The organism is Arthrobacter sp. UKPF54-2, assembly GCF_007858535.1.
GTDB lineage: Bacteria > Actinomycetota > Actinomycetes > Actinomycetales > Micrococcaceae > Arthrobacter.
Map to the genome: position 1 here is coordinate 1,773,814 of NZ_CP040174.1, position 24,763 is coordinate 1,798,576.

27 protein-coding genes are annotated in these 24,763 nt (G+C 68.5%); 17 read left to right on the forward strand and 10 right to left on the reverse strand.

Features of this window, described 5'->3' with window-relative positions; genetic code table 11:
- Positions 1–44: 44 nt before the first annotated feature.
- A complete protein-coding gene (locus E7Y32_RS08095; RefSeq protein WP_186466955.1) occupies positions 45–629 on the forward strand; it encodes an HhH-GPD-type base excision DNA repair protein in 585 nt (194 codons plus the stop codon).
- A gap of 62 nt (positions 630–691) precedes the next feature.
- Positions 692–2,275: an FAD-dependent oxidoreductase gene (locus E7Y32_RS08100; protein WP_261382382.1), complete on the forward strand. Its 1,584-nt coding sequence runs from the start codon at positions 692–694 to the stop codon at positions 2,273–2,275.
- Between the two features lie 12 nt (positions 2,276–2,287).
- On the opposite strand, the gene E7Y32_RS08105 is transcribed toward E7Y32_RS08100, so the two are convergent.
- Positions 2,288–2,926: a TrkA family potassium uptake protein gene (locus E7Y32_RS08105; RefSeq protein ID WP_186372291.1), complete on the reverse strand. Its 639-nt coding sequence runs from the start codon at positions 2,924–2,926 to the stop codon at positions 2,288–2,290.
- A 40-nt stretch (positions 2,927–2,966) separates the two neighbouring features.
- On the reverse strand, positions 2,967–4,397 hold the full coding sequence (locus E7Y32_RS08110; RefSeq protein ID WP_146336680.1) for a TrkH family potassium uptake protein: 1,431 nt from the start codon (positions 4,395–4,397) through the stop codon (positions 2,967–2,969).
- A gap of 101 nt (positions 4,398–4,498) precedes the next feature.
- On the opposite strand from E7Y32_RS08110, the gene E7Y32_RS08115 reads away from it, so the two are divergent.
- The 3 genes from E7Y32_RS08115 (at position 4,499) to gdhA (ending at position 7,814) form a co-directional block, all read left to right on the forward strand.
- Positions 4,499–5,722, forward strand: coding sequence for an acetoin utilization protein AcuC (locus E7Y32_RS08115; RefSeq protein ID WP_146336681.1), 1,224 nt, complete (start codon positions 4,499–4,501; stop codon positions 5,720–5,722).
- 88 nt (positions 5,723–5,810) lie between these two features.
- Positions 5,811–6,341: a helix-turn-helix transcriptional regulator gene (locus E7Y32_RS08120; protein ID WP_146336682.1), complete on the forward strand. Its 531-nt coding sequence runs from the start codon at positions 5,811–5,813 to the stop codon at positions 6,339–6,341.
- A gap of 135 nt (positions 6,342–6,476) precedes the next feature.
- Positions 6,477–7,814, forward strand: a complete 1,338-nt coding sequence (gene gdhA, locus E7Y32_RS08125; protein WP_146336683.1) for an NADP-specific glutamate dehydrogenase — start codon at positions 6,477–6,479, stop codon at positions 7,812–7,814.
- 30 nt (positions 7,815–7,844) lie between these two features.
- On the opposite strand, the gene E7Y32_RS08130 is transcribed toward gdhA, so the two are convergent.
- A complete protein-coding gene (locus E7Y32_RS08130) occupies positions 7,845–9,200 on the reverse strand; it encodes an alpha-hydroxy-acid oxidizing protein (RefSeq protein ID WP_395940412.1) in 1,356 nt (451 codons plus the stop codon).
- A gap of 86 nt (positions 9,201–9,286) precedes the next feature.
- Here E7Y32_RS08130 and E7Y32_RS08135 point away from each other — a divergent pair, with 86 nt between their 5' ends.
- From E7Y32_RS08135 to E7Y32_RS08150, 4 genes are all read left to right on the forward strand, one after another.
- Complete coding sequence (locus E7Y32_RS08135; RefSeq protein ID WP_146336684.1) at positions 9,287–9,976, forward strand: FadR/GntR family transcriptional regulator; 690 nt, start codon at positions 9,287–9,289, stop codon at positions 9,974–9,976.
- Between the two features lie 288 nt (positions 9,977–10,264).
- Positions 10,265–11,377, forward strand: coding sequence for a 3-deoxy-7-phosphoheptulonate synthase (locus E7Y32_RS08140; RefSeq protein ID WP_146336685.1), 1,113 nt, complete (start codon positions 10,265–10,267; stop codon positions 11,375–11,377).
- 203 nt (positions 11,378–11,580) lie between these two features.
- The gene (locus E7Y32_RS08145; protein WP_138768374.1) at positions 11,581–11,793 is read left to right on the forward strand and encodes a helix-turn-helix domain-containing protein; all 213 of its coding nucleotides are present in this window, start codon (positions 11,581–11,583) and stop codon (positions 11,791–11,793) included.
- Positions 11,794–11,987: 194 nt separating this feature from the next.
- On the forward strand, positions 11,988–12,086 hold the full coding sequence (locus tag E7Y32_RS08150; RefSeq protein WP_003792170.1) for a 30S ribosomal protein bS22: 99 nt from the start codon (positions 11,988–11,990) through the stop codon (positions 12,084–12,086).
- A gap of 91 nt (positions 12,087–12,177) precedes the next feature.
- Here E7Y32_RS08150 and E7Y32_RS08155 read toward each other — a convergent pair whose 3' ends face one another.
- Positions 12,178–12,996 (reverse strand): HAD family phosphatase, encoded by an 819-nt coding sequence (locus E7Y32_RS08155; RefSeq protein ID WP_146336686.1) that lies wholly within the window; start codon positions 12,994–12,996, stop codon positions 12,178–12,180.
- A gap of 120 nt (positions 12,997–13,116) precedes the next feature.
- Here E7Y32_RS08155 and E7Y32_RS08160 point away from each other — a divergent pair, with 120 nt between their 5' ends.
- Positions 13,117–13,389 (forward strand): glutaredoxin family protein, encoded by a 273-nt coding sequence (locus tag E7Y32_RS08160; protein ID WP_146336687.1) that lies wholly within the window; start codon positions 13,117–13,119, stop codon positions 13,387–13,389.
- Between the two features lie 102 nt (positions 13,390–13,491).
- Positions 13,492–14,187 carry a redox-sensing transcriptional repressor Rex gene (locus E7Y32_RS08165; RefSeq protein WP_146336688.1) on the forward strand — a complete coding sequence of 232 codons (696 nt, stop codon included), beginning with the start codon at positions 13,492–13,494 and terminating at the stop codon, positions 14,185–14,187.
- A gap of 45 nt (positions 14,188–14,232) precedes the next feature.
- Here the strand turns inward: E7Y32_RS08165 and E7Y32_RS08170 are convergent, their stop codons facing one another.
- The 3 genes from E7Y32_RS08170 to E7Y32_RS08180 form a co-directional block, all read right to left on the reverse strand.
- Positions 14,233–15,039 carry a hypothetical protein gene (locus tag E7Y32_RS08170; protein ID WP_146336689.1) on the reverse strand — a complete coding sequence of 269 codons (807 nt, stop codon included), beginning with the start codon at positions 15,037–15,039 and terminating at the stop codon, positions 14,233–14,235.
- A 211-nt stretch (positions 15,040–15,250) separates the two neighbouring features.
- Entirely contained in the window at positions 15,251–15,790 is a 540-nt protein-coding gene (locus E7Y32_RS08175) for a hypothetical protein (protein ID WP_261382383.1), read from the reverse strand.
- A 142-nt stretch (positions 15,791–15,932) separates the two neighbouring features.
- Positions 15,933–16,481, reverse strand: coding sequence for a YceI family protein (locus E7Y32_RS08180; protein WP_146336690.1), 549 nt, complete (start codon positions 16,479–16,481; stop codon positions 15,933–15,935).
- A 214-nt stretch (positions 16,482–16,695) separates the two neighbouring features.
- Here E7Y32_RS08180 and E7Y32_RS08185 point away from each other — a divergent pair, with 214 nt between their 5' ends.
- Genes E7Y32_RS08185 through ccsB form a run of 5 tightly spaced genes read left to right on the forward strand, consistent with a single transcriptional unit; the run spans position 16,696 to position 21,682 of the window.
- Positions 16,696–17,361, forward strand: a complete 666-nt coding sequence (locus tag E7Y32_RS08185; RefSeq protein WP_146336691.1) for a histidine phosphatase family protein — start codon at positions 16,696–16,698, stop codon at positions 17,359–17,361.
- Between the two features lie 2 nt (positions 17,362–17,363).
- The gene (locus E7Y32_RS08190) at positions 17,364–17,975 is read left to right on the forward strand and encodes a TlpA disulfide reductase family protein (RefSeq protein WP_186466956.1); all 612 of its coding nucleotides are present in this window, start codon (positions 17,364–17,366) and stop codon (positions 17,973–17,975) included.
- Between the two features lie 16 nt (positions 17,976–17,991).
- A complete protein-coding gene (locus tag E7Y32_RS08195; protein WP_146336692.1) occupies positions 17,992–18,747 on the forward strand; it encodes a cytochrome c biogenesis CcdA family protein in 756 nt (251 codons plus the stop codon).
- Entirely contained in the window at positions 18,747–20,591 is a 1,845-nt protein-coding gene (locus E7Y32_RS08200) for a cytochrome c biogenesis protein ResB (RefSeq protein ID WP_146336693.1), read from the forward strand. The genes E7Y32_RS08195 and E7Y32_RS08200 overlap by 1 nt, the downstream gene beginning before the upstream one ends.
- Positions 20,591–21,682 carry a c-type cytochrome biogenesis protein CcsB gene (gene ccsB / locus E7Y32_RS08205; RefSeq protein ID WP_146336694.1) on the forward strand — a complete coding sequence of 364 codons (1,092 nt, stop codon included), beginning with the start codon at positions 20,591–20,593 and terminating at the stop codon, positions 21,680–21,682. Before E7Y32_RS08200 ends, ccsB begins: the two co-directional genes overlap by 1 nt.
- 96 nt (positions 21,683–21,778) lie before the next feature.
- Here the strand turns inward: ccsB and E7Y32_RS08210 are convergent, their stop codons facing one another.
- On the reverse strand, positions 21,779–22,339 hold the full coding sequence (locus tag E7Y32_RS08210; RefSeq protein WP_261382384.1) for a hypothetical protein: 561 nt from the start codon (positions 22,337–22,339) through the stop codon (positions 21,779–21,781).
- A 600-nt stretch (positions 22,340–22,939) separates the two neighbouring features.
- Positions 22,940–23,359 carry a PLD nuclease N-terminal domain-containing protein gene (locus E7Y32_RS08215; protein ID WP_146336695.1) on the reverse strand — a complete coding sequence of 140 codons (420 nt, stop codon included), beginning with the start codon at positions 23,357–23,359 and terminating at the stop codon, positions 22,940–22,942.
- Between the two features lie 78 nt (positions 23,360–23,437).
- Between E7Y32_RS08215 and E7Y32_RS08220 the strand changes: the two genes are divergently transcribed.
- Positions 23,438–23,746 carry a DUF4229 domain-containing protein gene (locus tag E7Y32_RS08220; protein WP_146336696.1) on the forward strand — a complete coding sequence of 103 codons (309 nt, stop codon included), beginning with the start codon at positions 23,438–23,440 and terminating at the stop codon, positions 23,744–23,746.
- A gap of 85 nt (positions 23,747–23,831) precedes the next feature.
- Here E7Y32_RS08220 and E7Y32_RS08225 read toward each other — a convergent pair whose 3' ends face one another.
- Complete coding sequence (locus E7Y32_RS08225; protein ID WP_146336697.1) at positions 23,832–24,713, reverse strand: 1,4-dihydroxy-2-naphthoate polyprenyltransferase; 882 nt, start codon at positions 24,711–24,713, stop codon at positions 23,832–23,834.
- Between the last annotated feature and the right edge of the window lie 50 nt (positions 24,714–24,763).

A 24,763-nucleotide genomic window follows, 5' to 3' on the forward strand; every position in this document is an offset into this window, starting at 1 on the left:
CGCAGGCCATGACGCGGACCGGCTCCGGTGGCAGGATAGGACCCATGGAACTGCACATCACAGGGGATCCCGCGGCGGACAAACTGCTCAGCGACGACGCGTTTGCGCTGCTCACCGGCATGCTGCTGGACCAGCAGGTGACCATGGAGTCGGCGTTTGCCCGCCCCGAAAAGATCCGGACGCGCCTCGGTTCCCTGGCTCCGGCCGCAATCGCCGAATACGATCCGCAGGCGTTCGTCGAGCTATTCAAAGAACGCCCGGCGGTCCACCGGTTCCCCGGCTCGATGGCCGGCCGGGTCCAGGCCCTGGCCGAAACCGTGCACAGCCAGTGGAACGGCGACGCCACCGCCATCTGGACCCGGGGTAATCCGGACGGGCCGGAGGTGCTGCGCCGGCTCAAGGCGCTGCCGGGATTCGGCGAGCAGAAGGCCAAGATCTTCCTGGCCCTGCTGGGAAAGCAATGCGGGCTCCGCGCCGAGGGCTGGCGCGAGGCCGCTGGCCACTATGGCGCGGAGGACGCCTACCTGTCCGTCGCCGACATTGTGGACCCGGAGTCGCTGTCCAAGGTACGGGCGAGCAAGCAGGCAGCCAAGGCCGCCGCGAAAGCGGCAAAGACGGGCGGGCCTTGACCCTGCGGTAGCAGCCAGCGACGCCGGGAGGAACCTGCCCGACGCCGGAGGGAACCTAGTGCTTGGAGGTCGGGACCATCACTGAACAGCCGGCAGGACGGCTCCTTTCGCTCTGGGCGGCCACCGCCGGGAAAGCCACGTACCCGTCATTCGACGCATCCGCCGACTCGCCCGAGGAAGTTGACGTTGCCGTGATCGGCGGCGGCATCGCCGGACTGACCGCCGCCCTGGCCCTGAAACGGGCGGGCCAGACTGTCGCGGTGCTGGAAGCGGCGCGGGTGGGCACCGGCGTCACCGGAAACACCACGGGAAAGGTCACCTCACTGCACCGGCTCGCCTACTCCGAGCTCGCGGCCCGCCACGGCAGGGGCGCGGCCGCCATTTACGGCCAGGCCAACGAGGCCGCCATAGCGCACATCGCCGGCATCGTAGCGGCGGAAGGCATCGACTGCGGCTTCCGGCAGGTGGCCAACTACACCTACGCCGAAACCGGGACGGCGCTTGCCCTGGTCCGGGAGGAAGCGGCGCTGGCGGAGCGGCTCGGGCTGCCGGCATCCTTCACCACAGATGTGCCGCTGCCCTTCGCCGTTCGGGGCGCCGTCCGGTTCGACGGGCAGGCCCAGCTGCACGCGCTCAGGTATGTACAGGGCCTGGCCCGCGCTGTGCACGGGGACGGCAGCTTCGTCTTTGAGGAATCGCCTGCCACGGGATTCCGCGACGGTTCCCCGGCCATGGTGGACACCGGGCACGGAACGGTCCGGGCAAAGGACATCATCGTGGCGACCAACCTGCCCTTCGGGGACGACGGGCGTTTCGCGGCCCGGTGCTACGCGCACCGCTCGTACATTGTTGCCGCCCGTAGGGCCGGTCCCGCGCTGGACGCGACCTTTGTCAGCGTGGAGGAACCGATGCGCTCCATCCTGACGGTCGACGTCGAGGGCGCCAGATACGTGCTGGCCGGCGGAGAGGGACACCGGGCCACTGAGAGCGTCGACTCCGCCCAAAGGTACGCCCGGCTCGCGGCCTTTGCCCGCGACCGCCTCGGCGCGGCGGAGACCGTCTTCCGCTGGTCCACCCAGGACGCCATGCCTGCCGACGGGCTGCCTTACGTTGGCCTTCTGGGCCCGGAGTACCGGCATGTCCACGTGATCACCGGGCTGCGGAAGTGGGGCCTCACCAACGGCACCGCCGCCGCCCTGATCCTCCGCGACACGCTCTGCGGTACCGCCAACCCGTGGGCCGAGCTGTTCGACAGCAACCGCAGCGCCGGCCAAACGCAGGAGGTGCCCGCGGGGCCTGCCGTGGGGGCGGCGTCTGCGGCGGGGCCGGCCGGGGCGGCGCCGGGCGCCGCTGCCGCTCCGGATGAGGGAATCCCGGCGGACATAGCCCCGGGGGAGGGGAAGGTGGTGGACATCCGGGGTGCCAAAACCGCCATGTATGTCTCTCCCTTGGGGGACGTACAGGCGGTCTCCGCGGTCTGCACCCACCTTGGCTGCACGGTGGAGTTCAACCGGGCGGACGTGACGTGGGACTGCCCCTGCCACGGCTCCCGTTTCGCCACGGACGGCACCGTCATCCAGGGCCCGGCCACCAGGAATCTGGCGGCCGCGCCGGAGGATCCGGGCCGTCCCGGTGGCGGTGCCTAGCCGGCGCCGGCGCTACGGCCTCGCCGCGAACCGTTCCAGCAGGTCCACGTGCCCGGAGACGATCAGCATGTCCCGCGCGGACACCTTCGTCTCAGGCCGGGCATAGGTGAAGTCCTCGCCCGGGGACTTCACGCCCACGATCGTGACCCCGTACTTGGAGCGCACCTTGGACTCGTCGAGCGTGAAACCCACGGTTTCGCGCGGCGGGTACATCTTCACGATCGCGAAGTCGTCGTCGAACTCGATGAAGTCCAGCATCCGGCCGGACACGAGGTGCGCGGCCCGGACACCGGCGTCGGCCTCCGGATAGATCACGTGGTTGGCGCCGATCCGGGTCAGGATCTTACCGTGCGAGGGCGTGATCGCCTTGACCCAGAGGTGTTCGATGCCGAGGTCCACAAGGTTCACCGTGATCAGCACCGAGGATTCGATCGAGGTGCCCACGCCGACGACGGCGGAGCTGAACTCCTGGGCGCCGAGCTGGCGGAGGGCGTCGATGTTGGTCGCGTCGGCCTCAACAACGTGGGTCAAGACGCTGGCCCACTTCTGCACGAGGCTGCGGTCGCGTTCGATCGCCAGCACCTCGCGGCCCTGCTTGACCAACTGCTCTGCGGTGGACGCGCCGAAGCGGCCCAGCCCGATCACCAGCACGGGCGCGTTGTGGGCGGGGCGGTTGACGGCGCCTGAGGAACTAGCCAATGATCGGTCTCTCTTCCGGGTAGTGGTACAACTGGCTGCGCTGGCGCAGGGCCAGCCCAGCGGCGAGGGTGACGGTGCCGACGCGGCCGGCGAACATGAGAACGGTGAGGACATAGACGCCCGCCGGAGGCAGCTCAGCACTGAGGTTGGTGCTCAGGCCCACCGTGGCGAAGGCGGAAATCGTTTCAAACAGCACCCGGTCCAGGGACGCGCCGCTGATCTGAAGCAGGAGCAGGGCCGAGACTGCCACGAGCGTGGCGCCGGCGACGATGACCGAGATGGCCACCCGCATGGTGCCCTCGGGGATGGTGCGGCCGTAGACTTTCACGTCCGCGTCGCCCCGGGCCTCGGCGACGATGGCCAGGAACATCACCGCGATGGTGGTGACCTTGATGCCGCCGGCGGTCGACGCAGAACCGCCGCCGGCGAACATCAGCGCGTCGGTCAGCAGCATTGTGGTGGAATCCATCTGGTTCTGGTCCACCAGATTGAAGCCGCCGGAACGGGTCATCACGGAGGCGAAGAGCGAATGCGTGACCTTGTCACCGAGGCTCATGCCGCCGATGGTGCGCATGTTCTCCCACTCCATCAGGCCCCAGAGCACGGTGCCCGCGGCCAGCAGGATCAGCGAGACCTGGATGGTCAGCTTGGTGTGCAGGTTCCACTTCTTCCAGTTCAGCCCGTTCTGCTGGAGCACCATCACCACCGGGAAACCGAGGCTGCCGAGGAAGACTCCGATCATCAGCGGGATGAGGATCCACAGGTCGGTCTCGTAGGGGACGATGCCGTCCGAATGCGGGGTGAACCCGGCGTTGTTGAACGCCGAGATGGAATAGAAGACGCCGTGCCAGACTGACTGGCCGAAACTTTCGCCCAGCGCGAGGAACCGCGGGATCAGGGCCACGGCCAGCACCGCCTCGATCACGACCGACGTGACGATGACGATCCGCAGCAGGGTGCCCACCTCGCCGAGGCGCCCGGCGTTCATGGCCTCCTGCGCGATCAGCTTGCCGCGGACGCCGAGTTTCTTGCTGACCATCAGCGCCAGCAGCGAGGCCAGGGTCAGGGTGCCGAGGCCGCCCACGAAAATGCCAACCAGGATGACCAGCTGCCCGAAAAAGGACCAGTGCACCGCGGTGGAAACGACGGTCAGCCCGGTGACGCACACAGCCGAGACCGCGGTGAACAGGGCCTGGTGCAGGGGCGTCGCCTGCCCTGCGGCGGAGGACACCGGCAGGGAAAGCAGGCCGGTGAAGATCAGCACCACCACGGCGAAGGCCGAGACGGCCAGGCGTGCGGGGGAGGTGTTGGCGATGTTGTCGATAAAGTCGCGCAACCGGGTGAAGATCCAGAGCCCCTCGCGCTCCGGCTGGCCGGGGTGCCAGCCGGCCGGGCTCGATGACCTCGACTGGCTTTGCGTCATGTGCGGCTTGTCCTCGGTTGAAACGGCGTCCTCAGTAGTAAACCACTATATTCCGCGCAACGACGGGGGAAGGGGCGGTGCGCTCCGGTAGCCTGTGATTGATGACCTTCCTGCCCGGACTCGCCCAGACCGCCCTGCCGACGACGGTGGTGTGGGACTCGGCCATGACGGCATACAACTTCGGCCACAGCCACCCGATGGCGCCGGAGCGGATGGAACTGACCGCACGGCTGGCCCGCAGCCTCGGCCTGCTGGACCTGGGCCACGTCTCGGTGGCGGCCCCCGAAGTGGCCACCGACGAGGAACTCGCAGCGGTGCACAGCGCGGACTACATCGCCGCCGTCCGGCGCGTCAGCGCGGACCCGGACACCCCGGACCTGGAACGGGGTCTCGGCACCGAGGACGACCCGGCCTTCGCCGGCATGCACGAGGCCAGCGCCCGGCTGGCCGGCGGCTCGCTCCTCGCGGCAGCCGCCATCCTCGACGGCAGCGCCGTCCGGGCGGTGAACTTCGGCGGCGGCATGCACCATGCCGCCCGGGAACGTGCCAGCGGCTTCTGCATCTACAACGACGCGGCCCTGGCCATCGCGCGGCTGCTCGACGGCGGCGTGCAGCGGGTGGCATATATCGACGTCGACGCCCACCACGGCGACGGAACCCAAAGCATCTTCTGGGACGACCCTCGGGTGCTGACGATCTCGCTGCATGAGACCGGGCTGACCCTGTTCCCGGGCACCGGCTTCGCCAACGAGATCGGCGGCCCGAACGCCCAGGGCAGCGCGGTCAACGTGGCGCTGCCGGCCGGGACGGGGGATGCGGGCTGGCTGCGGGCCTTCCACGCGGTCGTCCCGCAACTGGTGGGCGCGTTTGAGCCGGAGGTGATCGTCAGCCAGCACGGCTGCGACTCGCACCGCCTGGATCCGCTGACACACCTGAACATCAGCGTGGACGGCCAGCGCGAGGCCGCCACCGCCATCGGTAACCTCGCGGCCCGCTACTGCGAGAACCGCTGGATCTCCACCGGCGGTGGAGGCTACAACGTGATCACCGTGGTCCCACGGTCCTGGAGCCACCTGATTGCCATTGCCGCCGGCCGGCCCGTCCCGCTGCGTACCGCCGTGCCGGAGGACTGGCGGCAGTATGTGCAGGAGAAGTACGGCGCCAAGTACGGGGTCGAACCGCCCTCGGTGATGGGCGACGACGTCGACCTCTGGTGGCGCTCCTGGGAGGTCGGCTTCGACCCGAACGACGAGGTGGACCGCACGGTGATGGCCACCCGCAAGGAAGTTTTCCCGCTCTACGGTCTGGATCCCTGGTTCGATTAGGGTGCCGTCCGGGCCGGCGGCCCGGGCCCGGTGGGGGACCTGTAATTGGTGGATGCCATCTGGCGTATATGTCGCTAGTGTGGAGGACATGGTGACAGACGACGTATTTGCCGTCATTGCTGAGGCGACCCGGCGTGACATTCTGGTGTCCCTCCGCAACGGGGACAAAGCGGTGGGGGAGCTGGTCCAGGAGCTCGAGGCGAGCCAGCCCACCATTTCCAAGCACCTCAAGGTCTTGCGCGAAGCGGACCTGGTCAGCATGCGCGCGCAGGGCCAGAAGCGCTACTACGCGCTGAACCCCAAGCCCCTCGCCGGCGTCGCGAGCTGGCTGGAAACATTCGACGTCGGCCGTCCCGCCGCCGAGCCGGCGCCTGCGACCGCTGCCCTCCCGCAGCCCGGCCCCGGCACCTTCGCCGGTACTCCGGCGGCCGCTGCGGCGCCCGCGCCGGCGCTGCCCGGGGTTCCCGCGGGCAGCGCGCTGAGCCCCGCCGTCGCCCTGCCGGTCGGGACCGCAGGGGAGGACCGGCGGCCGCAGCAGATCGGCCGCACGGTTGGCCGCGCCGCCACCCGCGCCGCGGACCTGCTGGCGAACCTGCCGAAATTCGGCCGCAAAAAGTAGCCCCGCCGCTGCGGCAACGATGTCATACGGGGCCGCCCCCGGGTATCCGAATAGAAATCCCCGCCCGCCCGGTGCAACCATGGAATGGCTTGTTTTGATGTGCCCAATGAGGGGCGCCAGGGTTGAGGAGTTGCAATGGACGCACGGCTTGAGGCCATCCGGGACACGGTGTTGGCGCGAAATCCCGGCGAAGGGGAATTCCGCCAGGCAGTCACCGAGGTCTTCGAGAGCTTGGGTCCGGTGCACGACCGGCACCCGGAATTCCTCGAAGGTGCCGTCCTCGAACGGCTCTGCGAACCCGAACGGCAGATCATTTTCCGGGTCCCGTGGGTCGACGACGCCGGCCGGTTCCAGATCAACCGCGGCTTCCGGGTGGAGTTCAACTCGGCCCTGGGGCCCTTCAAGGGCGGGCTGCGCTTCCACCCCTCGGTGAACCTGGGCATCGTGAAGTTCCTCGGCTTCGAGCAGATCTTCAAAAACGCCCTGACCGGCATGCCGATCGGCGGCGGCAAGGGCGGCTCCGACTTCGACCCGCGCGGGCGCTCCGACGCCGAAATCATGCGCTTCTGCCAGTCCTTTATGACCGAGCTGTACCGCCACATCGGCGAGTACACGGACGTCCCGGCCGGTGACATCGGCGTCGGCGGCCGCGAAATCGGCTACCTCTTCGGACAGTACAAGCGGATCACCAATCGCTACGAATCCGGCGTCCTTACCGGCAAGGGCATCTCTTGGGGCGGCTCACTGGTGCGCCCCGAGGCCACCGGCTACGGCACCGTGATCTTTGCCGAGGAAATGCTCAAGACCCGCGGCCTCTCCTTCGACGGCCAGCGCGTGGTGGTATCCGGCTCCGGCAACGTCGCGATCAACGCAATTGCCAAGGCCCAGACCCTCGGCGCCACTGTCGTGGCCTGCTCCGATTCCTCCGGCTACATTGTGGATGAGGCCGGGATCGACGTCGCCCTGCTGCGCCAGATCAAGGAAGTGGAGCGCGGGCGGCTCAAGGACTACGCGGCCCGGCGCCCCGGCGTCGACTACGTGGACGGCGGCTCCGTCTGGGACCTCGACGCGACCGTCGCGCTGCCGTGCGCCACGCAAAACGAACTCGACGGCGCCGCGGCCGCCCGGCTGGTCCGAAACGGACTGCTTGCCGTGGCGGAAGGCGCCAACATGCCCTCGACCCGTGACGCCGTCGCCGTCTTCCAGGAAGCGGGCATCCTTTTCGGCCCGGGCAAGGCCGCCAACGCCGGCGGCGTGGCCACGTCCGCGCTGGAGATGCAGCAGAACGCCAGCCGCGATTCCTGGTCCTTCGCACACACCGAGGACCGGCTCACCAAAATCATGGTCGGCATTCACGACCACTGCGCTGCCACCGCAGACGAGTACGGGGAACCGGGGAACTACGTGGTGGGCGCGAACATCGGCGGCTTCGTGAAGGTGGCGGACGCGATGCTTGCCCAGGGGCTCATCTAGGACTTCCCGCGCCCCGGCCCGAGTAGCGGGCTACCGGACGAGCAGCCTCACGTGGTCAGGGGTCAGCTCGGAGATCCGGCTGACGCCCAGCAGGGCCATGGTGCGCAGCATGTCCTTTTCCAGGATCGCGATGGCCCGGTCCACGCCGGCCCTGCCGCCCGCCATCAGCCCGTAGAGGTAAGCGCGGCCGATCAGCGTGAAGTCGGCGCCGAGGGCCAGCGCCGCGATGATGTCGGCGCCGCTCATGATGCCGGTGTCCAGGATGACTGCCGCGTCGCTGTTGTCCGCCTTGAGCGCCGCCGAGACGTCCGGGAGCAGGTGGAACGGGATCGGGGCGCGGTCCAGCTGGCGTCCGCCGTGGTTGGACAACACAACGCCGTCGGCGCCGTGGTCCACCACCTTGCGGGCGTCGTCGACCGTCTGGATACCCTTCACCACCAGCTTGCCCTTCCAGGTTTCCCGCAGCCAGTCGAGGTCCTCGAACGTCAGGGTGGGGTCGAACATGGAGTTGATCAGGTCCGCCACGGTACCGGTGTAGCGCGAGAGCGAGGCGAAGGTGAGCGGCTCGTGGGTGAGGAAGTTGAACCACCACGCCGGCCGGTAGGAGGCATCCAGCACGGTCTTCAGCGTCAGTGCAGGCGGGATGGTCATGCCGTTCCGGACGTCACGGAGCCGGGCGCCGGCGACCGCGGTGTCCACCGTGACCATAAGGGTGTCGTTGCCGGCCCGGGCCGCGCGCTCGATCAGTTCCAGCGAGCGGTCCCGGTCGGTCCAGAGGTAGAGCTGGAACCAGTTCCGGCCGTCCGGCGCGGCGGCCGCCACGTCCTCAATGGACGCGGTGCCCATGGTGGACAGCGTGTAGGGGATGCCGGCGGCCGCGGCGGCCTGCGATCCGGCGTACTCGCCTTCCGACTGCATCATCCGGGTGAAGCCGGTGGGCGCGATGCCCACGGGCAGCCGGGACGGCTTGCCCAGGATCTCGGTGCCGAGGTCCACGCTGGAGACGTCGCGCAGGATGCCGGGGCGGAACTCGATGTCCAGGAACGCCTCGCGGGCCCGGCGCAGCGTGATCTCCGCCTCGGCCGCCCCGTCCGTGTAATCAAAGGGCGCCTTGGGCGTGCGCCGCTTGGCCATGTCCCGGAGGTCCCAGATGGTGCTGGCCCGGCGCAGCCGCGCCTCGCGGCCGAACTCCGGCTTCTTGAACTGCATCAGCGGCGCGAGGTCGGCGTATTTCGGCACCCGGCGCCGGAGGGCGGCAGGCAGGCCAGTGCCCGGAGTCGCGCCGGCCACGCCGTTGTCGCGGGCCGCGCCGGCGTCGGCTGCGGCGTCCGTCCCGGCGGGCGCCGCAGGGCTTCTGGGGGTACCGGTCATGGTGGGTTGCGTCATTGCTTCCTCCGGGCGTCTCGATCCAACACTGTGGTCCAACCACACTGTAGGGGATGTGGTCCAACCACATCAAGTACTATGTGGCCATGCGTACGCACCAGGTCGTCCTGCAGTGGATCGAAGAGCAGCTCTCCAGCGGGCAACTGCGCGTGGGAGGAAGGCTTCCGGCGGAGCGGGCCCTGGCCGAGCAGCTGGGCGTCTCCCGCACCTCGGTCCGTGAGGCGATCCGGATCCTCGAAGCACTGGGCGTGGTCCGGGCGGGCGTGGGCTCCGGCCCCGACGCCGGCACCGTCGTGATCTCGGACCCGACGGCGGCCCTCGGCTCCGCGCTCCGGCTTCACGTGGCCACCGCGCACCTTCCCGTGGCGGACATTGTGCAGACGCGGGTGCTGCTCGAATCCTGGGCCGCTGCCCGGGCCCGGCCCGGGTCGCCCGCGCTCGCCGAGGCGGCAACGCTGTTGGAACAGATGGAGGGCTGCGAGGCCACGGAGGAGTTCCTGGCCCTCGATGTGCGGTTCCACCTGGCGCTGGCCGATGCCGCCGGCAACGCGGTGGTCAGCGCCATGATGGGCTCCCTGCGCGAGTCCATCCAGGACTATGCCGGACGCCTCACCGGGAACCTGCCCGACTGGGCCGCCACGGCGGCGCGGCTGCGGGAGGAACACCGGGGCATCCTGGCGGCCATCACCGGGCACGACGGCGCCGCCGCGGCCCGGCTCGTGGCCGAGCATATCGAGGGCTACTACGCCGAAGCCGGGCTGGGCGGCAGCGCCTGATCCGGCGGACGGTCCCGTCCCGGCCACTCCCGTCACGCCCGCAGCCGCGCCCGCGTCGGATTGTTACGGAACCGCTTTGCCCTCGGCCGGGGCCGGGGATAGGGTCATTGGCATGACTAACCGTTGGTATGCGTATTTTTCGTTGGCTCTGGAGGGGCCCGCGTCTAACTGACACGCATCCACACACCTTCAGAGCCAACAGGGCAGAGATCACTCTCTGCCCTTCGCCATTTCTCCGGCGGGTTCTGACCAGGGCCCGCTCCGCACCCCCGGAACAGGACCCGAACGATGAGCATCGAAACAGCCCCCGCCAGCCAGCAGTCCACCTCGAATTTGCGGGTCAGCGAATTCACGGCACTGCCCACCCCGCAGGACCTGATCGCGGAGTTCCCGCTGGACGCGCGGGGATCGGACGTCGTCGGGCGCGGCCGGGACGAGGTCCGCGCGATCCTGGACGGCGTTGACGACCGTTTGCTGGTGATTGTCGGCCCGTGCTCCATCCACGATCCGAAGGCCGGCCTGGAATACGCCCGGCGCCTGGTCAGCCAGGCCGAACGGCACCGCGAGGACCTGCTGATCGTGATGCGGACGTACTTCGAGAAGCCGCGCACCACGGTGGGCTGGAAGGGCCTGATCAACGACCCCCGGCTCGACGGCAGCCACGACATCGCCGCCGGCCTGCGCGCCGCCCGCCAGTTCCTGCGCCAGGTCACCGCCCTGGGGCTGCCCACCGCCACGGAATTCCTCGAACCGATCAGCCCGCAGTACATGGCCGACCTCGTGGCCTGGGGCGCCATCGGTGCCCGGACCACGGAAAGCCAGATCCACCGCCAGCTCGCCTCCGGTCTCTCCATGCCGATCGGCTTCAAGAACGGGACCGACGGCGGCCTGCAGGTGGCGCTGGACGCCTGCAGCGCCGCGGGCGCTGCCCAGGCGTTCCTGGGGATTGACGACGAGGGGCGGGCCGCCCTGGTCAGCACCGCCGGCAACCCCGACACGCACATCATCCTGCGCGGCGGCAGCGACGGGCCCAACTTCGCCGCAGCCGACGTCGAGGCCGCCTCCGCCCGGCTCGCCGCCCGGCAGCTGAACCCGCGGCTGATCGTCGATGCTTCCCACGCCAACAGCGGCAAAAACCACCACCGCCAGGCCGAGGTCGCGCTGGAGATCGGCGCACAGCTTGAGCACGGAGGCGGCTCCGCATCCGCGATCGCCGGCGTCATGCTGGAGAGCTTCCTGGTGGGCGGCGCGCAGGCCCTGGACGTCGCCGAACATGCCGCCGGAACCGACGAACTCGTCTACGGCCAGAGTGTCACCGATGCCTGCATGGACTGGGACGTGACGGCCGCGGTCCTGGGCCAGCTGGCGGCGTCGGCGCGCACCCGGCGCACCCGGCGCTGAGGCTGCCGGATCCGGTCCGCCCCGGCGGCGCCCGGTGGGACGTTCCTGCGGAAATCCTTCGCAGATTCCTGCGGAAACCTTTCACATTGGCACCACAAACCCCTAGAGTATCTAGCACATGGTTGTTTGATGGCTCAGCATCGGCACACCGCCATGTCGTTCAGACGGGGCAGCCGTTCGCTTGAGCAAAAGGAATAAGGGAAATGTCTTCGGAGGCCAACTTCTCCAACGCGCGCTTTCTCACCGTGGCCGAGGTCGCGGATGTCATGCGGGTATCAAAAATGACCGTGTATCGCCTGGTGCACTCCGGTGAAATGCCGGCGGTGCGCTTTGGCCGCTCCTACCGGGTTCCGGAAAACGCCGTCGAGCAGTACCTCAAGGGTGCTGTCGTCGACGGACACACTGAGACGGCCTGAGTCTTCTGCGCTCGTACCGGGCCGCAGCAGACCCCCTCGCGGGGCCTGCGGTCGTGGTGTGCCCCGGATAGGCGGTACCCTGTTAAGGAACGTTTTACGTCATTGTAAGAACCTGTCAGTTGTTCAGTTCGCTTGCCTAGCCCGCGGACCTTTCCCAACGGGCAGGTACTGCATCTAGCCGGTAAGGAACTTTCGTGGGTTCAGTTATTAAGAAGCGTCGCAAGCGTATGGCCAAGAAGAAGCACCGCAAGCTGCTTCGCAAGACGCGCCACCAGCGTCGCAATAAGAAGTAGAGATACTTCAACCAGCGTCAATGCCCGTTGCCTTTCCGGCGGCGGGCATTTTCTTTTGCCCGGCGGCCTCGAACCGGCCGGGGGAGCGGGCCTAGACCGTCGGGCCGCGGAAGCGGGAGAAGCCCCGCCAGAGGCCGTAGATGGCCCCGCCGACGGTCGCGGCCTTCAGGCCCAGGGTGGCGGCCCGCCGTCCGGACCGGAAGTCGTAGACCGGCCAGTTGTGTTCGCGGGCGTGCCGGCGCAGCCGGGTGTCCGGGTTGATGGCCACCGGGTGGCCCACCATGCTGAGCAGCGGGATGTCATTGTGCGAGTCGCTGTAGGCCCAGCAGCGGTTCAGGTCCAGGCCCTCGGACTCGGCAATGCCGCGGACTGCCACGGCCTTGGCGGGCCCGTGCAGAATCTCGCCCACGAGCCGTCCGGTGTAGGACCCGTCGCGGATCTCGCCCACGGTGCCGAGAGCTCCGGTGAGGCCCAGCCGGGTGGAAATCACGGTGGCGACCTCGATCGGGGTGGCCGTGACGAGCCAGACCGGGCGGCCCATGCGCAGGTGTTGTTCGGCGAGGGCCTTGGTGCCGGGCCAGATCCGGGACTCGATCATCTCGTCATAGACTTCCTCGCCGAGGGCCGCGATGTCCTCCACGGTGAAACCCGAGGCCAGGCTCAGGGCGGTGTCACGGACGGCGTGGACGTCGTCGATGTTTTCGCCGCGGAAGACGAACATCAGCTGCTTCCAGGCGAAGCCGGCCGCCTGGGGGATGGTGAACGCCCCGCGCTGGTACATCTTGCGGGCCACGTGGAAGAGGCTGGCGCCCCGCATGAGGGTGTTGTCGACGTCGAAGAAAGCGGCCTCGCCGTGCTGCGCTGACGCAACCGGCCTCGTGGCCACGGCGACGATCTTCTCCTCGGGCATGCACCGAGTCTAGTCAATCCCGGGGATTCCCATGCGCAATGGGTCACCGCCGCACCCCCGGCGACGCGTGCTGCGGCGGCCGCGTCGACGCCGGGTGGGGTGCCGGGCTACCGTGGATCCATGGCCACACCCGCGCCCCTTCCCGACGTCGTCCTCATCACCAAGGCCGACTGCCACCTCTGCGCTGACGCACGCGACGCCGTCGGCCGGGTCACGGCCGCGCTGGGGCTCGGCTGGTCGGAACGGTCCATCGACGACGACGCCGAGCTGCGCGAGCGTTTCGCCGAGGAGATTCCCGTGCTGCTGGTGGACGGGGTCCAGCGGGATTTCTGGCGGATCGATGAGGTGCGGCTGGCCCGGACGTTGCGGCGGGCGCTTGGGCGTCCCGCCTGAGCAGGCCCGTACCGCGGCCCGCGGGGGCGCCGGCGGCTGCTTTGTGGCCCGAACTGCCGGGGCTCTAGAGTGGAGTCACAACGCGACGCAACGGAGCAGATAGTGACCTCGCTGGATTCATCACCCGACGCCCTGCCCGGGGCAGCCGGGACTGCGGCCAAGCAGATCCCGCCCGCGGCCGTGGCCAGGCTGACGATTTATCTGCGCGCCCTGACGACGCTGCTGGCCGAGGGAGTGGACCGGGTTTCCTCCGAGTCGCTGGCCGAGGCGTCCGGCGTCAGCTCCTCCACTCTCCGCAAGGACCTTTCCTACGTGGGCTCCTATGGAACCCGCGGCGTGGGCTATGAAGTCCAGTACCTGAACCGGCATATTGCCGCCGCCCTGGGGCTGACCCGCGACTGGAAGGTCGCGATTGTCGGCGCCGGCAACCTCGGCAAGGCTCTCGCACGGTACGGCGGGTTCGAATCCCGGGGCTTCGACATCGTGGCCATTTTCGACGCCGACCAGATGGTGGTGGGCAGCGAGGTGGGCTGGCTGCGGGTGAGCGACGCCGCGGACCTCGAGGCCGTGCTGCACCGCACCGGTACCAACATGGTGGTGCTGGCCCTTCCGGCCGCGGTGGCGCAGGGTGTGTGCGACCGGGTGGTGGCCGCGGGCGTGCGCAGCATCCTCAGCTTTGCCCCGGTCATGCTCCAGGTGCCGCCCGGAGTGAACCTGCGCAAGGTGGACATGGCCACCGAACTGCAGATCCTCGCCTACCACGCGCAAAGGGCGCAGGACCCGGAAGACGCCGACTAGCTTTCGTCGGTTTCCGGATCCCGCGCCCTTCGGCCGGGCCCTGACCTAGCGGCCGTAGGGGTTCTGCGAATACGGGTTGGCGAACGGCTGCTGCTTCTGGAAGTACGGTGCCACCGAGGGCGTGTACAGAAGCACGATGCCTGCCGCGCCCATCAGGATCACGATGATCTGCAGGACGCCGGAGAGGACGCCGAAGGAGAACGCTCCGCCGAACAGGCCCAGCAGCGACAGGGCGGCGAAGACGGTGCCGAGGATCCGGGCCCAGTTCTTGCCCTTGCGGACCGGGAAGGCGACCAGGGCGTAGAGCCCGAAGGAAATCAGCCCGCCGATGACGCCGCTGACGGGGATGATGGCGCGCATCGCGCTGAGGTCGTCGGCGGAGAGCTTGGTGCCCTGCTGGGCGGCCGCCTGCTGCATGGCCGATTCGAAGTACGCGGTGCCGGTGAAGGCAACAACCAAGCTGCTGATGAGGGAAAGCACCCCCGCGCCGATGATCAGCCAGAAGGCCAGGTCCAGCTGGGAGGGCCGGGTCCCGGCGCCGCCGGCGGGAAGCTCCGACGGGTACTGCGCATAGGGCGACTGGCCGTAGGGGCTCTGCCCGTACTGGCCCTGGCCGTAGGCCGGCGGCTGCTGCCCGTACTGCGGGGCGTTCTGGCCGTATTGGGGTGCCTGCTGCCCGTACTGGGGAGCGTTCTGGCCGTATTGGGGTGCCTGCTGCCCGTACTGCGGGGCGTTCTGGCCGTACTGCGGAGCCTGCTGCCCGTACTGGGGAGCGTTCTGGCCGTATTGGGGAGCCTGCTTGCCCGACTCGGGTCCGTCCGGACTGGAAGGCTCGACTGGCGGGTTACTCATGGCGGTCCTTTGCATTCGATGGCGGATGGGACTGCCGGGACCAGTGTCTAACCCTGCCCCCAGCGTGGTTTAACTCCACCGTACCCCGGGCCTGCGGCGGTTTGGGTGATTCCGCAGAGGTATTCTCAGCCGCATTTCCCGCCGGTTTCGGGGCCCGCCGCACCGCGCTCCGGGACCCGGTACCGCCCGGGGGACCTCGCTTGGCCGCGGGCTAGAACCGGGGCTTGCCCGCGGTGAACCACGGCTGGGAGTTGGGCAGCCACATCAGCACGGTCGCGGCCAGGCTGATGAGGAAGCCCGGCCAGCTGCCCCCGCCCGCGATCCCGGTGCTGAGGGCTGCGAGCACCAGGCTGACGCCGGCGGCGATGGTCAGGGCAAAGCGGGCCCACTCCCAGCCCTCCTTCATCTTCATGGCGAGCGTGATCTGGGCCCCGGCCAGGGCGAGGGCCACCAGTACCAGCAGGAGCAGCAGAATGCCCGCCGGCGGCGACACCACAAAGAGCACGAGCGCGCCGAAGAGCCCGATCACCCCTGCGAGCAGGCCCAGCAGGCCGCCGATCACCCAGACCCAGTAGGAGATCTTCAGTTCCGTGGGCATCGCCGGGACGCTGAACATTCCGGAATAGCCGCCGGCCGGCATGACCTCGTTGAATGTCCGCGGCCAGTGGTCCGGCACCTTGAAACCGCGTCCGGGCTCCGGGGGATTGGCGCCCGGCTGTTCGGGCTCGGGGACGTCGCCGGTGGTGCTCATGAATTTCACTTTAGACCGCGGCATCAGTGCTTTCCAGCGGCCCCGGTTAAGCAAGGCACCCCGCCCCATCCGAGGATGGCGCGGGGTGCCTGCAGGGCATCCGGGGGGCCGGACGGCCCGTCCGCTGGGTGCGGAGGACGAATTAGGCTGCGGGGGCGATGAAGGCCAGTTCGAGGTTGATGGCAACCTTGTCGCTGACCAGCACGCCGCCGGCTTCGAGGACGGCGTTCCAGGTCAGGCCGAAGTCCTTGCGGCTGATGGTGGTCTCGGCGGTCAGGCCGGCGCGGGTGTTGCCGAACGGGTCGACGGCCACGCCGTTGAGCTCGGTCTCCAGCGCTACGGGACGGGTGACACCCTTGATCGTCAGGTCGCCCTGGAGCTCGTAGGCGTCGCCCTTGGGGACGATGGCGTTGGAAACGAAGGAGATCTCCGGGAACTTCTCGACGTCGAAGAAGTCTTCGCCGCGGACGTGGCCGTCGCGGTTGACGTCACCGGAGTCGAAGCTGGCGGTCTTGATGGTGGCGTTGACCTTGGAATCGGTGACGTTCTCGGCCAGGTCCAGGGTTGCGTCGGCTTCCTTGAACTGGCCGCGGACCTTGCTGATGCCTGCGTGGCGGACGGTGAAGCCGATCTCGCTGTGCGAGGAGTCGAGGGTCCAGGTGCCGGTGGTGAGGTTTGCGGGAAGTGCCATGGTGGTTCTCCTTGAGTCGGGTGGGTCGTGCGGAAAGTCATCTGATCGTTGGTTGCGGCTTCATTGGTTGAAGTCTCAACTAACTGCTTCACCCAGTATAAACATGCATTTGCATCTTTTATTCCGCCCCAGGGGAACATTTCGCAAAAAGTTTGAGTTCTACTTCTTGTAGAAGATTTCGTCATTGCCCCTGCCCTTTGAGAAACTGGTACACATGCCCCAAGCCACTGTTCATCTGCTCCGCCACGGCGAGGTCCACAACCCCGACGGTGTCCTGTACGGCAGGCTGCCCGAGTTCCACCTCTCCGAACTCGGCCGGCAGATGGCCCGCACGCTTGCCGGGCACTTCAGCGACCGCGCCGCGCAAGGGGCCAGGATCGTGCATCTCGCGGCGTCGCCGCTGACCCGCGCCCAGGAAACGGCCCAGCCGATCTCCGAGGCCCTCAACCTGGACATCGTCACCGAGGACCGGATCATCGAGGCCGCCAACTACTTCGAGGGCATGCAGGTCTCGCGGGCCGAGCTCCTCCGGCCGAAGCACTGGCCCATGCTGCGCAACCCGCTCCGGCCCTCCTGGGGCGAGCCCTACCGGGAGCAGGCCGCACGGGTGACCGCCGCGGTGCAGGACGCGCGGCTGCGCGCCATCGAGCTCGGCGGCGACGGCGCGGAAGCGATCCTGGTCAGCCACCAGCTGCCCATCTGGGCCACCCGGCTCAGCGCCGAAGGCAGGCCGCTGTGGCACGACCCGCGCAAGCGTGAATGCACGCTCACCTCCGTGACGTCCCTGGTGTTCGACGACGCCGGGACGCTGCAGCGCGTTGACTACAGTGAGCCCGCTGCCGCCCTGCTGCCCGGCGCCTCGAGCACCCCGGGGGCCTGAACATGCCAGGGACCGAACCCCGGCTGACCCGCCGCAGCATCCTCACCGCCGGCGGCGCGGCGCTGGCCGGCGTGCTGGGACTCTCCGGCTGCGCCCAGGAAGACGACCTCGCCAAGCAGGCCAAGGCGGGGGACAACAAGAACTACGTCGCCGGCGACGGCTCGGTGACCGAATTCGCCGTCGCCGACCGGAAAAAGCCGGTGGACATCAAAGGGACGCTGTTCGACGGGACCGCCGTCACGGCGTCGGACTTCCCCGGCAAGGTCACGGTGCTGAACTTCTGGTTCGCCGCCTGCGCCCCGTGCCGGGTGGAGGCCCCCTCCCTGGAGGCCCTGCACCAGGAGTTCAAGGGCCAGGGTGTGCAGTTCTTCGGTGTCAACCTGCGCGACGAAAAAGCCACGGCCGAGGCCTTCGACAAGACGTTCAACCTGACCTACCCCAGCTTCAACGACAAGGACGGTGCGGTGCTGCTGGCCGTCTCCGGACTGGTCCCGCCCGGCGCCGTCCCCACCACGCTGGTGCTAGACAAGCAGGGCCGCGTGGCGTCCCGGGTGCTCGGAGAAATCCAGAAGGGCACCCTCAAGTCCCTTATTGCCGCCGCCGTGGCCGAGTAGCGGAGTAGACGACGCCGTGAACAGCCCCTTCGCCGAAGCCATCCTGAGCGGGTCGCTGCTGCTCGCCATCCCGGTGGCGCTGCTGGCAGGACTCGTCTCCTTCCTCTCGCCCTGCGTGCTGCCTCTGGTCCCCGGCTACCTGGGCTACGTCACCGGGCTCACCGGCGTCGACCTGCAGCAGCAGAAGCGCGGCCGGATGCTGGCCGGGATCGGGCTGTTTGTGCTGGGTTTCTCGGTGATCTTCGTCCTGCTCGGCGGGGCGTTCGGGCAGCTCGGAACACTGATCACCGGCTCGCAGAACGCCTGGATCACGCAGCTGTTGGGTGTGCTGGTGATCTTGATGGGCATCGTGTTCCTGGGCGGATTCTCCTGGCTGCAGCGCGATGCGAAGATCCATGCCAAGCCGCCGGCCGGGCTGTGGGGGGCGCCGCTGCTGGGCATCACCTTCGGCCTGGGCTGGGCGCCGTGCATCGGCCCGACCTACTCGGCCGTGCAGCTGCTGAGCCTTTCCGGCGGCTCCTCTGCCGCCAAGGGCGCCCTGCTCGCCTTCGTCTACAGCCTGGGGCTGGGCATCCCGTTCCTGCTAATTGCCCTCGCCGTACGCCGCGGCATCGGCGTGATGTCCTTCTTCCGCAAGCACCGGCTCGCCATCCAGCGCACCGGCGGCGGCATCCTGATTGTGCTGGGCCTGCTGATGGCCAGCGGCGTGTGGGGTGCCTGGGTGTCCGGGCTGCAGTACTGGTTCCAAACCGATGTGAAATTGCCGATCTGATGAGCGAGCGAGTGAACGTAAAGAAGAACACCCCAGCCAGCGGCTCAAAGCTCAGCGGCGCACCCGGCCCTGGCGCACCCGGCGCCGGCACGACGCCCGCCGAGGATGCCGTGGCCGCGGCCAAGGCGGAAGCCGTCCTGCCCTCGCTGGGACCGGCGGGCATGCTCCGCTGGGCCTGGACGCAGTTGACCAGCATGCGCACCGCGTTGTTCCTGCTCCTGCTGCTGGCCGTCGCCGCCGTCCCCGGATCGCTGTTCCCGCAGCGGCCCGCGAACCCCGCCGTGGTCACCCAGTACATCAAGGACCACCCGGATTACGGCAAGATCCTCGACGCGCTGCAGCTCTACGACGTGTACTCCTCGGCGTGGTTCTCCGCCATCTACATCCTCCTGTTCATCTCGCTGATCGGCTGCGTGGTGCCGCGCGCCATCGTGCACTACAAGGCCATGCGGTCCCAGCCCCCGCGCACCCCCGCCCGGCTGTCGAGACTCCCCGAGTACGGCACCCTGGTGATCCCCGCCGACGCCGGGATCCCAGCGTCGCGCGCCATCGACGACGCCGCAGCGCTGCTGAAAAAGCGCGGCTACCGGGTGGAGGTCAGGGACCGCGACGGCGCCCGGCCCTCGCTGGGCGCCGAACGCGGCTTCCTCCGTGAGGTGGGCAACCTCGTCTTCCACACCGCCCTGATCGGGGTGCTGGTCTCTGTCGCGGCCGGCGGCCTGTTCGGCTACAGCGGGCAGCGGATCCTGGTGGAGGGCGACACCTTTGTGAACACCCTGGTGGGCTACGACCAGTTCTCCCCGGGCACGAACTTCCAGAGCAGCCAGCTGCAGCCGTATTCCATCCAGCTCGACAAGTTCCAGATCACCTTTGACCGCGAATCCAAGGGCAAGTTCGGCCAGCCGATTGACTTTAAGGCCGATGTGACCACAAAGGAGAACCCGGGGGCGCCGGCCGAGCAGCAGGTGCTCAAGGTCAACGACCCGCTCAACCTGGGCGGCACCAGCATCTATTTGACCGGCAACGGCTACGCCCCGGTGGTCACGGTGCGCGACGCCGCCGGCAACGTCGCGATGCAGGGCCCGGTCGTGGCCAAGCTGCAGGGCGACAACTACTACTCCTCGGTGGTCATCAAGGTTCCCGACGCCAAACCCGAGCAGCTTGCCTTCGCGGGATTCTTCCTGCCCACCGCGTTCGTCACACCGGAAGGCGTCTCCTTCAGCGGCGATCCCGAGCTGTTCAACCCGCAGCTGACGCTGAACTCCTACTACGGCGACCTCGGGCTGGACAACGGCTCGCCGCAAAACGTGTTCGAGCTCGACGTGAAGAAACTGACGCCCCTGAACGCCCGCAACCTGCCCACCAAGGGCATCGTGCTGACCCCCGGCGCCACCCACACCCTGCCGGACGGCAAGGGCACCATCAGCTTCGACGGAGTCAAGCGCTACGTCGGCGTCGACATCCACCACAACCCCGGCCAGGGCTACGCCCTCTTCTTTGCGTTGCTCGCCGTCGCCGGCCTGGTCACCTCGCTGTACGTCAACCGCCGGCGCGCCTGGGTCCGTGCCGGAACCCACGAGGACGGCCGGACCATGGTGGAGTACGGCCTGCTGGCCCGCGGCGAAGACCACCGGCTCGCGGGGGAGGCCGCAGCCATCCGGGCCCTGCTCGCGGCGGGGTGGCCGCTGGACGACGCCGGCTCCCAGCCCGCTCCCAGCGCGGGGGCGGATAATGACCGGGCGGACGACGGCGCAGGCCCCGGATCGCAGCCCGCCCAGGAACAACCCGCAGCAGATTCCCTCCAGACCACAGCAGGCTCTCCTGAGTCACAGAAGGATCAGTAATGTTCCCCATCAACGAAACCATGGGCCAGTACAGCGAGCTCTTTATGCTGCTCGCCGCCGGCACCTACACCGTGGCCTTCATCGCCTTCGCGTGGGACCTGGCCAAGAGCAGCAAGACGCTGCGCGCCGTGGACCTCAAGGCCGCGGAGCTTTCCGGTGCAGCGACCGCCCGCATCCCGGTGAGTGCCGGCGTCGGGGCCTCCGCCGCCGTCGACCGCGCCGACTCGGACGTCAGCGGCCCGGTCGGGCGCGCGGAGCGTCCGACGTCGTCGGTCACGGGCAGCCAGGGCGCCGGCCAGACTGCCGACGGCGGCATGCGCTACGGCGCGGAGCGCCGCGTTCCGGCCCGCGTCGCCGTCGCCGTGACCGTGTTGGGCGCGGCCATTCACGCCGCCGGCGTCATCACCCGCGCGCTCGGTGCCGGCCGGGTGCCGTGGGGCAACATGTACGAGTTCCTGACCACCGGCGCGTTTGTGGCGGTGGCGGTCTTCCTGCTGGTGCTGATCCGCCGCGACCTGCGCTTCCTCGGCACCTTTGTAATCGGCCTGGCCATCATCATGCTGGTGGCCGCCTCCGTGGCCTACTGGACTCCGGTGGGGCACCTCGTGCCGGCGCTGCAGAGCTACTGGCTGATCATCCACGTCTCCATCGCCGTACTGTCTTCGGCGCTGTTCACCCTGACGTTCGCGATGTCCGCGCTGCAGCTCGTGCAGTCGCACCGGCAGAAGACGATCGCCGCCGGCGGGGCTGACAAGCTGGGCTTTATGCGCCTCGTGCCGAACGCGTTGAGCCTGGAGAACCTGTCCTACCGGATCAACGCGATCGCGTTTGTGGGCTGGACCTTTACGCTGATGTTCGGCGCCATCTGGGCCGAGAAGGCCTGGGGCCGGTTCTGGGGCTGGGACACCAAGGAAGTCTGGACCTTTGTGATCTGGGTGGTGTACGCCGGCTACCTGCACGCCCGTGCCACCCGCGGCTGGACCGGCACCCGCGCGGCCTGGCTCTCGATTGTCGGCTACCTGTGCGTGGTCTTCAACTTCACGATCGTGAACCAGTTCTTCAACGGCCTGCACTCCTACTCGGGGCTGTAGGCGCCGGGGGACGTCCGCCCAGCGATTCTGCCTGGAAGGGCCGCCCATGATTTGCCGGAAATGGTCGCTAAGCCACCCGCTTAGCGGCCATCTTCGTCAGATGGGCGGCTGCACTGTCGGGGGAACGTGCCTCACGCGGCGCTGCCGGAGCCGTGGAGCCACCGTCCAGCCGCGTTCCACCAGCGCCGACCGTACCCGGGTGACTGCCGTCGGCTCCAGGCCGGGGGCGAACGGGGTCAGGTCCCACTGGGTCAGCACCACTACCCGCCACCCGGCATCCCGGGCTCTCTCGTCCCGGAAGATGTCACTGCGGCGCTGAGCCGGTGTGGCGTGGTGGCCGCCGTCGTACTGGAACGCGACCTTCTCCGTTTCGTAGGACAGGTCCGGGTCCTGGACCCAGCCGCCCGTTTCGTCGAACATTGGCACGTTGATTTCCGGTTCAGGCAGGCCATGGCGGAGCAGGAGCAGCCGGAGTTCGGTTTCCTTGGGCGAATCCGTGCCGGCACGGACCAACTCGCGGGCACGCATGGCGCGCCGGAAGCCCCGCGTGCCCCGCTTCCCTGCGAGATAGGAGTCCAACTCGGCGACCGTGGCTAAGGGATTCCTGCGTCGGAGGAGGAAGTCGCCGGCGATCACCACATCATCGAGGCTCAGCATGCCCGCGAGATCGAACCAGGTCCGTGTCCACTAAGGAGGCCGGCAGAGGGAAGCCCCACAACACCGCTGCGGAGAGGTGGCTCACCACTGCGGCAGTTACCCCAACCAGTGCGCGAACTCGTTCGAGGAGTGTGTCCGGGTTGGCGGCGGCGGTGCGCACTCCGTAACAGGGCGTGACGAGATCCCGGGCCCGGGTTCGACGTCGGCTTATCCCCGCCGCGCGGGCGTCTGCCATGGTGAAGGGCTTGTCTCGAAGCTGCGCGGGCAGCTCACTGGGTTGGCGCATGATCGAATTCTGCCCCTGCCGCGAGGCGGCTCCGACGTTATCCACAGAGCGGGCCGGGTGTGGGGGAGTAGTGGATCGGTGGCTTTACGTTCGTGTGGCGAGGGTGCGTGGCAGCGATTTGCCAAAGATGGCCGCTATGCGGGGTGGGGTTCCGGCCGTGTGTGGCGAATGGCCGCTGTGCGGGGCCGGGTTCCGGCCATGTGTGGCGAATGAGGGATGGTGGAGGCGCCGGTGGGGCTCGGCCTGGCGTCAGGGCGCCCGGTGTGGAATGAAGGCCGCACGGCCCGGAGTGGTGCTGCTGCCGGGCCTCGGTGCTACTTAACCTCGTCGGTGCCCTGCGTGGGGTCACCGGTGGCTTCGCCGGATTCCGGGCCGCGGGTTGGACCGGTGCCGTTGCCAAGCTCGCGTTCCTTTGCGTCCAGCTCGTCCTTGAGCTTCTTGAGTCGGTCGGCCTCAGCCTGGTTGCGGCGGCGCAGCTCCAGGTTGCGGAGGAAGTCGGGATCGTCGTCCGGGGCGGTCGGGTGGCGGTAGCTGGCGGGGGAGGCGGCGGCACCCCCGCGCGGCCTGCCCAGGAGGAACCACAGCACGGCGCCGAGCACCGGAAGGACGATCTGCACGACAATCCAGGCCGGCTTCGAAATGCCCTTGGCCTGGCGTGCGTCGGTCCGGATCAGGTCGATCAGTCCGTAGACGAACACGACCAGCAAGACGATGGGTACCACGACACGGAGCATAGCTTCAGTTTAGCCTCGATGCGAGCTTCCGGCTTCGGGCCGGGGCCGGGCCAGGACCGGGACGGCTAAACTGGGAGGGTGGCTTTCCTGAAATACTCCCTGATCCGTCTGGCGCTGTTTGTGCCGTTGTTCGCGCTGTTTGTTTACCTGAAGCTGGGCTGGCTGCTGGCAGCCCTCTGCGCCGGAATGATGGCCTTTGCCATCAGCTTCCTGTTCTTCCAGAAGCAGCGTGACGCGGCCACCGCATCGATCCACCACCGCTTCTCGGGCCAGGCCAAGCCGCTGCGCAGTGCGGGGGAAGCCGACGACGCCGCCGCGGAGGACCGCCTGGTGGATGAGCATCCGGACGTCACCGTGCGCACGGACACCCGGCCCAAGGACTCCTAGCTCCCGCCGGCGCCTGCCCGGGCGCCGGACACCGGCGCTGGCAGGACCGGCGCCGAGGCCTCCCGGACCCGAACCGAGCCCCGGGCTAGAACCCGTGGCTCAGCACCAGACCGAGCGAGAACAGCACGGCGTAGCCGAGGTTGATGAGCCCGGTCTGCTTCAGCACCGGGATGAGGCTCTTGCGTCGTCGTCCCGCGATCATCAGCCAGGACGGCATCAGGATGGCCGGGATGAGCAGCAGGACAATCAGCATCCACGGCTGCCGGGGAGCGAGCACAATCACCAGCAGGAGCGCGACCGCGAGCATCAGCACGTAACTTTCCCGGGCATGCTTGTCGCCCAGCCGCACGGCCAGCGTCTTCTTCCCAGCGACGCGGTCGGTGGGAATGTCGCGGACGTTGTTGGCCATCAGCAGGGCGCAGGCGATCAGTCCCGTGCCGATCGCACCGATCACGGCCGCGAGGCTGATCTGGCCGGCCTGCGTGTAGGTGGTGCCCAGCGTGGCCACCAGCCCAAAGAACACAAAGACGAACACGTCGCCCAGGCCGAGGTAGCCGTAGGGGTTCTTGCCCCCGGTGTAGCCCCAGGCGGCCAAAACGCAGCCCACCCCCACAAGGATCAGCCACCACGCCTGAGTGATGATGACCAGGGCCAGGCCGAACAGCATGGCCAGGCCGAACGCCGCGAACGCGGCCCGCTTGACGTGCGTCGGCGTCGCCGCCCCGGAGCCGACCAGGCGGAGCGGGCCCACCCGGTCCTCGTCGGTGCCGCGGATGCCGTCGGAGTAGTCGTTGGCGTAGTTCACGCCCACCTGGAGCAGCAGGGCCACCATGGCGGCCAGCAGTGCGTTCACGGGGCGGAACGCATCCAGCTCGTAGGCGGCTGCGGAACCGATCAGAACCGGCGCGATCGCGGCCGGCAGGGTGCGCAGCCGGGCGCCCTGGATCCATTGTGCGGCTGTGGCCACGTTCAGTACCTCGTTGATTCGGTGACGATCTGGTTGGACAGACTGGGTTG